Source organism: Kitasatospora sp. NPDC004799, from assembly GCF_040609095.1.
Lineage (GTDB): Bacteria > Actinomycetota > Actinomycetes > Streptomycetales > Streptomycetaceae > Kitasatospora.
In genome coordinates this window covers 1-7,862 of record NZ_JBEXJK010000382.1, presented here as the reverse complement: position 1 = coordinate 7,862, position 7,862 = coordinate 1, and the positions used below count along the sequence as shown (strand labels likewise).

The following is a 7,862-nucleotide window of genomic DNA, read 5'->3' as shown; positions in this document are numbered from 1 at the left end:
GCCGCCGTGCCGCGCTGACCGCGGTCGGCGGGGTCTGCGCCGGGTACGCCGTCCACACCCTGCTCTCCAGCGCCGAACTGGCCGCGCCGGTAGCCGCCGGCGACCAGGGCCGCCCGGTCGGTCTGTTCGGTGCGGAAGCCTTCGCCCGTACGGGTGAGGGCGCAGAGCAGATCGTCCTCGAACGAATCCGGTTCGGACATGGGTGTTCTCCGTCTCCTTGCGTCACGGGGTGCGAGAAGTGCCGTACGGCCAGGGGGGCGCCTCAGCGGATGGCCAGCTCGGTCAGCGAGTCCCCGAGCAGGACGCGCAGCCGGGCCAGCGCCCGGGTGCTGCGGGTGCGGACGGCGCCGGAGGAGACCCGCATGGCCTCGGCGGTCTCCTCGACGCTGCGGTCCTCCCAGTAGCGCAGCACCAGGACCGCGCGGTCCTTGGGCGGCATCCGACCGAGCGCGTCGAGGAGGGTCAGCCGCAGGGTGCTGTCGGGGTCCTGCCCCTCCGGCTCCGGCAGGGCGTCGCTGGGGCGCTCGCCGCTGGAGCGGCGGCGCTGCTGGGCCAGGAAGGTGCGCACCATGACGGTGTGGGTGTAGGCCGCCGGGTTGTCGATCCGGCCGCGGCCGGTGAAGGCGCTGCGCCGCCACAGCACGTACATCCGGCTGAGGGCCTCCTGGACGAGGTCCTCGGCGTAGTGGGTGTCGCCGCTGGTGAGCAGGCAGGCCGAGCGGTACAGGTGGCCCGCCCGGCCGGAGACGAGTTCCAGGAACTCCGCGTCCTTGGCCTCCCGGCCCGTCCCGGTCCACCTCATGCGCCCTGCTCCCCCGCGGTCCGCCCTCCCTGACACTCCATCGATGCGGCGGGCGGGCGGCGGTGTTACAGGTTTTCCGGCGGATTGTCGGCGGGCCGGCTTCCGCGGGGCGCGGGTCGGGCCCGAAGTCGGCCGTACGTCGGGCGTCGAGGGAGCGTCGGCCGGGGATCAGCCGGCGGACTTGCGCCGCTGGTCGCGCAGCACCACGCCGCCGCCGATCAGCAGGGCGACCAGCAGCGCGCCGATCCCGAGGACGTACGTCGCGGTGCGGCCGTCGCGGTCGGCCTGGGTCTCGCCGAGGCCCACCGGGCGCGGCACGATCGGCGCGGCGGCGAGCTGCACCGGGGCGTCCGGGACGGGGGCGAGGGGCGGGTCGGCGGGGGCCTTGGTGACGGCCTTGACCGGGTCCACCACGCCCCAGCCGATGAAGGTGTCCGGGTCGCGCTGGGTGCGCTGCGCGGTCTGCTCGATCCAGGCCCGCACCTGGGCCGCCTTCCAGTCCGGGTGGGCGCCGATCAGCAGCGCGGCGAGCCCGGAGACATAGGGGGCGGCGAAGCTGGTGCCGTTGTCCACGCACTGGCCGCCCCCGGGCACGGTGGACAGCATGTCGACGCCCGGGGCGGCGACCTTCACGAAGCTGCCGTACTGGGAGAACGGCGCGCGCTCGTTGTTGCGGTCGGAGGCACCGACGGCCAGCACGGTCGGGAAGGCGCCGGGGTAGGTGTCGCCCTCCTTGCCGTCGTTCCCGGTGGAGGCGACCACCACGACCTTCTTCGACTCGGCGTACTCGACGATGGCCTTCAGGTCCGCGTAGCCGCCGAAGCGGGCGTCGCCGGCGCCGCGCACGTCCTGGGAGATGTTGATGACCCGGGCGCCCTTGTCGACCGCTTCCCTGATCGCCTGGACCAGCGTGGAGACGTCGCCGTTGCCGTCGCTGTCGTTCTGCCGGATCGAGAGGATCCTGGCCTCGGGGGCGAGTCCGACGAAGCCGGTCTGCTTGCTGACGGCGGCGGCGATGATGCCGGCCACCTTGGTGCCGTGGCCCACCGGGTCGACCACGGAGGGACCGTCGATCGCCTTCTTGGTCTCCCGGTCGACCAGCAGGTTGGAGCCCGCCTCGACCTTGTCGACCATCTTCTCGCGTTTGGCGTCCTCCGGGACCTTGCCCGCCAACTGCGGGTTGGTGCGGTCCACCCCGGTGTCGATGACCGCGACGGTCACGCCCACGCCGGTGGTCTTCCCGTCCTGCCACAGCTCGTTCAGCAGCAGGCGCTGCAGCGACCACGGCACGGTCTTCACGTCGGGCGCGTTCTTGGGGCAGTCGCCGGCCGCGGCCAGTCCGGTGCCACTGTCGGCGTACGCCGGGACGGCGAGCGGGCCGCCCAGCACCGCGAGCGCGGCGAGCGCCGCGGCCGCCTTCCGGTACCCGTGTCGGGACACCCTGCCACCCCTCATGTCGTCCACCCGTGCCGCGCGTCGGGGGCGGGTGCCCGGAATCCGGGTACCCGCCCCCTGCCGTTCCCTAGGGAACCCGAACGTCAGCCCCAGAGCTTGGCGTTGGCGTCCTCGGTCGTCTTGTAGCTCTGCGCGGCGTTCTCCAGCGAGGACGCGATCTGCGTGCAGACCTGCTGCAGGTCGGCGGCCTTGGCGTCCCACTGCGCCTGGTGGGCCTGGTAGCCCTGCTGGGCGGCACCCTGCCAGCTGGAGGCGATGCGGGTGACGTTGCCCTTGAGGTCGTTCAGCAGGTGGTCGATCCGGCTGGCCGAGGCCTTGACCTCTTCGGCCGCGTGGTGGACGGTCTGGAAATTGACGAGGATGTGGTCGGACACGTTGTCTCCCTTGACGAGGGTGCGGGGCGCCGCACGGTCAGCGGCGGGCGCCCCGCAGAGCGGTGGATCGGAACAGGACGACGGTCAGCGCAGAGCGGGAAATCAGCCCTGGGCGGAGGAGAACATCGCCTTCTGCTCCTCTTCGGTGCTCGCGTAGTGCTTGGTGGTCAGCTCGATCGCGTGCTTGATCGCGTTGAGCGACTCCTTGAGCTTCGCGATGTCCTCGTTGACCCTGTTCTGCAGGTTCGTGTAGGCGGTGGCGGCCTGGCCCTGCCAACCGCTGGTGATGCCGGAGACCGTGCTGATCAGCTTGGTCCGCTCGGCCTCGATCTTGCCGATGGCCTCTTCGATCTGCTTGGCGAAAGCCAGCATCTCCTGCGCGGTCATCGTGAACTGACCCTGAGCCATGCTCCACCGTCCCCCATGAGACAACATTTGCGTGTACGGACGGCCCTGCGGACCGCCTGTCACATCACCGGTGTGATGTCCAGCAGCACTGTAGTCGGCACACGCAGCTCACCCAACACCGATCACCGAGTAGTTACCAGACCATGACACTGGGGCCAATTCGGTTACCGCGCTTGGCCCGTCAGGCGTTCTGCGGCTGCACGGCGCTCTTCGCCGTCAACGGCGGTCCGGCCGGAACCAGGTTGGACCACTCCTTCGGGACGGGCAGCGGCTGGACGCCCTGGTAGCCCAACCGGGCCTGGTTGGCGCCGGGTTCCTCCGGCTGCTGACCGGGCTCCTGGCCGGGCGCCCCGGGCGTCGGCGTCGCACCGGGCTGCGGCGCCGACGGCTTCGCGGAACCGCTCTGGCCGGGCTGCGGCGAGGCGGTGGGCAGCCGGCCGCCGTCACCGTTGGACGGGACGGAGTAGCGCAGCCCGGTCTCGGTGATCAGGAAGTCGGTCCCGGAGCCGGCGGCCGAGGCGTCCAGCGAGCGGTAGAACAGCCCGTGACCGGGGGTCACGTACGCGGCGCCGGCGCCGTTGTTGTACGGCGCGGGGTACGAAGTCCACGCCCAGACACTGCGCTTGGCCGTGGCGCCGTCCTGGGCGACCCCGTCGTAGGTGCTGCACACGACCATCCGGGCGTCCTGGCGGTCCTGCCAGTTGTTCACCGGCGCCCCGGTCCTCAGCGGCCAGTCCGGCGCGGTGTCCTTCAGCCGGACGTCGCCGCCCCACTGGGCGTTGTCGGCCGGGGTCATCTCGTCGCTGCGCGGCTTCTTGTCCTGGTCGTACTTGTAGAGCATCTGGTACGCCGGGTTCTGCCGGATCAGCTCCGCCTGGAACGCGGTGACCAGGAAGAGCTGCTCCTTGCCGACCACGTAGTGGCGGTCCTGGTAGTGCACCAGGCGGCCGACCCGGCGGTCGGCCGGGTTGCTCAGCTCCACCTTGGAGTTGGCGCCCTGGCTGTCGGCCACCCCGTCGACCTGCGGGAAGGTGATCGGGGTGGCGGTCACCAAGGTCTCCAGCCAGTCCCGCTTGACCCGCTGCGGCTCCGCGTTCGGCCCGAACACCGCGGTGATCAGCGCCTTGCGCTCCCGCTCGTCCGACTGCGGGGTGCCGATCAGGTGCTTGCGGCCCTGCGCGTCGACCAGGTACACCGCCGCGCCCGGGGTGGCCGGCTGACCCGGCGCCGGCGCGGCCGAGACCTGCTGCTCGTCGGCCTGCCGCACCAGCATCAGCTGGTCCGGGCCGAGCATCCGGTCCTTGGCCGCCAGCGCCGCCGCGTCCGCGCCGGCCGCCACGAACACCGCCTGGTTGACGGTCTCCTGCTTGTCGTCCGAGCCCGGGCGGTCGCACACCGCCCACTTCATCGGCTTGCTCGCGTTGTCCGTGGTCGGCAGCTTGTCCGGCGCGTACGGGATGCCGATCGTCGGGCCGTGGTTGGGGTACCGGTCGAGCACCCCGTCGTCCACCACCACGACCTTGGCGCCCGCGGGCAGCACCAGCCGCGCCGAGGACATGTTGAGCACCTGGTGCAGCCGCTTGGTCTTGTTGTCCTGGTCCAGGAGCACCACGTAGCGGGTGGTCGACTGCTTGCCCTGGATGATGTTCTTGCCGTCGTCCCACTTCACCGGCGCGCTCGGCTTGAAGACCCCCCAGAGCCCGAACCCGGCCACCACCACGGCCCCGGCCAGCACACTCGGCAGCACCGCCTTCACCGGACGCGGCGCGTCCTCGTCACTGCCGCCGCCGGCGGGCAGCAGGAAGGCCCCCACCGTGCGCTTGCGGGCGAAGGTGTACGCGTTCAGCTCGTCCCGGCGCGATGCCATACCTCGTCGTCCCCCTTGTCAGACGTCGTCGGGCGTTGTCAGACCGACCTGCCCCGTGGTCACCCGCTGGGCACGAACCGGCGCGAACCCTCTACGATGCGGCAGCAGACGGTGAGTACGGTACGGGTACGGTCCGCGACACAGCCAGCCGGGCCGCGACAACGGATCAGAGAGGGCCACCGGGGGATGCCAAGCCAGACCGCTCCAGGACGCCGCCGCAGTACGGGCGGCGGGAGGTCGCGACGGGCCGGGCGGGCGCAGCGCGGCGCACCGACGCCCGAGACCGGGACCAGCGCCGGGACCGCCCGGCCGCAGCCGACCGGCACCGGGGGCGGCGGCGCCGTCCAGGTCCGGGTCAACCCCCGACCGGGGCTGCTCGGCGGGCGGTTGAAGCTCCAGCAGCTCGTCCTGGTCGAGGTCGCCGCGGCCCTGGTCGCGGTCGGCTGGACGATCAGCCGCCCGGTCGCGGCCGGCTTCGGCGCGGTCGCGCTGGTGCTGGTCGTGCTCGCGCTCGTCCCGGTGCGCGGCCGCACCGTCCCCGAGCTGCTGCGGGTCCGCGCCGCCCTCAAGTCCCGCCGCAAGCAGGCCAGGACGCTGCTGCCGCCGGCCGGCACCGACCCGGCGCTGGCGCCGGCGCTGGAGCTCGAACCGGGGCTGCGCACCTGCACCCACGCCACCGAGGCCGAGTTCGGCGGCCGCCCGGTCCGCCGGGAGACCGGCATGGTCGGCGACGGCACCTTCCTCACCTCGGTGCTGCTCGTCCAGGCCAAGGACCAGCCGCTGCGCCCGGTGCGCACCGCGCTGCCGCTGCCGCTGGACGTGATCTGCTCGGCGCTCACGGTGGACGACATCACCCTGGAGTCGGTGCAGCTGGTCCAGCACACCCAGCCGGCCCCGGCTCCGCACCTGCCCGAGCAGTCGCTGGCCGCCCGCGCCTACCGCGAACTGCCGGACGGCACCGCCACCCCGGGGCTGCGGCTGACCTGGATCGCGCTCAAGCTCGACCCGGAGCGCGCGGCGACCGCCGTCCGGGCCCGCGGCGGCGGCGAGGAGGGCGCCCGCAAGGCGCTGCAGCGGGTCACCGACCAGCTGGCCGGGCGGCTCAACAGCGCCGGGTTCAACGCGACCGTGCTGGACGAGCGCGAGCTGATCGCCGCGCTGGCCATCTCCACCTGCGCCAACCCGATCGCGGTGGCCGGCCGGCAGGGCACCGGCAGCGGCGGCGGCACCACCCGCCGCACCCAGGAGGGGAACCGGTTCTGGCGGATCGACGACCGCTGGCACACCACGTACTGGGTCTCCCGCTGGCCGCAGCTGAGCCGCCCCGGCGGCGCCCCCGGCCGGATCGCCGCACCGGACCTGGTCAACCTGATCACCGGCTCCCCGGCGCTCGCCAGCACCTTCAGCCTGACCGCCGGGCACGGCACCGGCGGCTCGGTGACGGTCAGCGGGCACCTGCGGGTGACCGGCCGCAACGAGAGCGAGGTCGGCCAGATCGGCCGCCAGGTGGAGACCCGGGCCCAGAGCACCGGGCTCGGCCTCGTCCGGCTCGACCTGGAGCAGGCCCCCGGCATGCTCGCCACCCTGCCGCTCGGAGGGGCTTCCTGATGGCGTACCAGACCTACCCCACCGCCGGTCCGCAGCCCGGCGCCGAGCAGCGCCGGGCCCGGCCGCGGATCCTGCCCGGCTTCGGCCTGCGCGGCCCGCGCCGGGAGAAGCACGTGCTGGAGCCCGCCGACCTCGAGGCGCTGGCCTTCCCGGTCGGCGACGACGGCGTGGTGATCGGCGTCGACCCGCAGGGGCTGCCCGCCGTGCTCGGCCTGTTCCGCCCCACCTCGTACGACCTGGTGCTGGTCGGCGGCATGTGGACGGCGCAGGTCATCGCGCTGCGCGCGGCCGCGATCGGCGCCCGGGTCGCGGTGGAGACCGCGCGCGGACAGCTCTGGGGCCCGATGGCCCAGGCGGCCGGCGGCGGCCAGCCGTGCGTGACGGTCCACCAGGTCGGCCGGCTCGGCCCGCAGGGCGCCTCGGTGGCCTCGCCGGTGCTGGTGGTGCGCGACCTCGGCGCCCGCCCGCCGCGCAGCCGGCTCTCCGCCGCGCCCTGGCAGACCACCCTGACGCTGCTGCCCTACCTGGGCCCGAACGCCGCCCGGGTGCTGAACGCGGCCGACCTGGTCGGCGTGCAGCGGATCTCGCCCCAGGAGGCGGAGCTGACCGGCCGGGTGCTGTCGCTGCCGCCGGAGGACGTGGCCGCGCTGCCCACCCTCGGCGACGACCTCACCCTGTGGGCGACCCGGATGCGGCGCCAGTACGTCCGGGCCGTGGCGGGACAGGCCGAACAGCAGGTGCTCGGCGGGCCGCGCCGGATGGACTGAGCGCCGGCTCGCCGCACCCGGCGGGCCGACGGGGAACCGAAGCCGCCTTCAACAGGGACTGCCGTACGGCCTAGTCTTTGATGCGGCAACGGCACCGCTGAACAAGCGGCGGCGAACACGAGGGAGCCAGAGTGAGCAGCGATCGGGACGGCGTCTACGTCGGCGACAACGCGGCGGAGGACGACGACGACTGGTCGGACGCGCCTGACTACACTCCCCCGTCCTGGTACGTGCAGACCGAGCCGGCGGCGGCTCCGGCTGCGGCGGCTCCGGCTGCGGGGGCGGCCGGTGCGCCGGTGCCCGCCGCCGCTCCGGGGCAGGCCCAGCCGGCTCCGGCCGCGCAGGCCGTTCCGGCGCAGCAGCAGGCCCCGGCCCAGGTCCAGGCCCCGGCTTCGGCCGCGGTGCCCGGCCAGACCGCGGCCCCGGCGGCGGAGGCCGCTGCTCCTGCGCCCGCCCCCGCTCCCGCGTCCGCGGCGCCGGCCCCGCCGGTGCAGGCCGAGGCGCTGCAGCGCCTGCTGCTGAACGAGCTGTGGCAGGACGGGAAGACCACCGGCGTGGGCGTGACCGTCGCGGTCATCGAC

8 protein-coding genes and 1 pseudogene are annotated in these 7,862 nt (G+C 73.7%); 3 read left to right on the top strand and 6 right to left on the bottom strand.

Annotated features, from left to right (window positions below):
- The 6 genes from ABZW03_RS32915 to ABZW03_RS32890 form a co-directional block, all read right to left on the bottom strand.
- Positions 1-200, bottom strand: a 200-nt coding sequence (locus tag ABZW03_RS32915) for a hypothetical protein (protein WP_355266555.1), incomplete at its 3' end; no start/stop codon positions are given.
- Positions 201-262: 62 nt separating this feature from the next.
- Positions 263-802: a SigE family RNA polymerase sigma factor gene (locus ABZW03_RS32910; protein WP_355266552.1), complete on the bottom strand. Its 540-nt coding sequence runs from the start codon at positions 800-802 to the stop codon at positions 263-265.
- Between the two features lie 168 nt (positions 803-970).
- Complete coding sequence (gene mycP / locus ABZW03_RS32905; RefSeq protein ID WP_355266549.1) at positions 971-2,242, bottom strand: type VII secretion-associated serine protease mycosin; 1,272 nt, start codon at positions 2,240-2,242, stop codon at positions 971-973.
- Between the two features lie 98 nt (positions 2,243-2,340).
- Complete coding sequence (locus ABZW03_RS32900; RefSeq protein WP_355266546.1) at positions 2,341-2,631, bottom strand: WXG100 family type VII secretion target; 291 nt, start codon at positions 2,629-2,631, stop codon at positions 2,341-2,343.
- A 102-nt stretch (positions 2,632-2,733) separates the two neighbouring features.
- Positions 2,734-3,039 carry a WXG100 family type VII secretion target gene (locus ABZW03_RS32895; RefSeq protein ID WP_355266543.1) on the bottom strand — a complete coding sequence of 102 codons (306 nt, stop codon included), beginning with the start codon at positions 3,037-3,039 and terminating at the stop codon, positions 2,734-2,736.
- Between the two features lie 181 nt (positions 3,040-3,220).
- Positions 3,221-4,906, bottom strand: a complete 1,686-nt coding sequence (locus tag ABZW03_RS32890) for a type VII secretion protein EccB (RefSeq protein ID WP_355266540.1) — start codon at positions 4,904-4,906, stop codon at positions 3,221-3,223.
- A 186-nt stretch (positions 4,907-5,092) separates the two neighbouring features.
- Between ABZW03_RS32890 and eccE the strand changes: the two genes are divergently transcribed.
- The 3 genes and pseudogenes from eccE to ABZW03_RS32875 form a co-directional block, all read left to right on the top strand.
- The gene (gene eccE / locus ABZW03_RS32885) at positions 5,093-6,514 is read left to right on the top strand and encodes a type VII secretion protein EccE (RefSeq protein ID WP_355266537.1); all 1,422 of its coding nucleotides are present in this window, start codon (positions 5,093-5,095) and stop codon (positions 6,512-6,514) included.
- The gene (locus ABZW03_RS32880) at positions 6,514-7,281 is read left to right on the top strand and encodes a hypothetical protein (protein ID WP_355266535.1); all 768 of its coding nucleotides are present in this window, start codon (positions 6,514-6,516) and stop codon (positions 7,279-7,281) included. The genes eccE and ABZW03_RS32880 overlap by 1 nt, the downstream gene beginning before the upstream one ends.
- Positions 7,282-7,412: 131 nt before the next feature.
- Positions 7,413-7,862, top strand: a pseudogene (locus ABZW03_RS32875) (hypothetical protein); the annotation flags it as partial.

Bases quoted from the DNA above. Each gene is read 5' to 3' on its own strand.
- ABZW03_RS32890 (WP_355266540.1), bottom strand. From the start codon at position 4,906: ATGGCATCGCGCCGGGACGAGCTGAACGCGTACACCTTCGCCCGCAAG.
- ABZW03_RS32895 (WP_355266543.1), bottom strand. From the start codon at position 3,039: ATGGCTCAGGGTCAGTTCACGATGACCGCGCAGGAGATGCTGGCTTTC.
- ABZW03_RS32910 (WP_355266552.1), bottom strand. From the start codon at position 802: ATGAGGTGGACCGGGACGGGCCGGGAGGCCAAGGACGCGGAGTTCCTG.
- ABZW03_RS32880 (WP_355266535.1), top strand. From the start codon at position 6,514: ATGGCGTACCAGACCTACCCCACCGCCGGTCCGCAGCCCGGCGCCGAG.
- eccE (WP_355266537.1), top strand. From the start codon at position 5,093: ATGCCAAGCCAGACCGCTCCAGGACGCCGCCGCAGTACGGGCGGCGGG.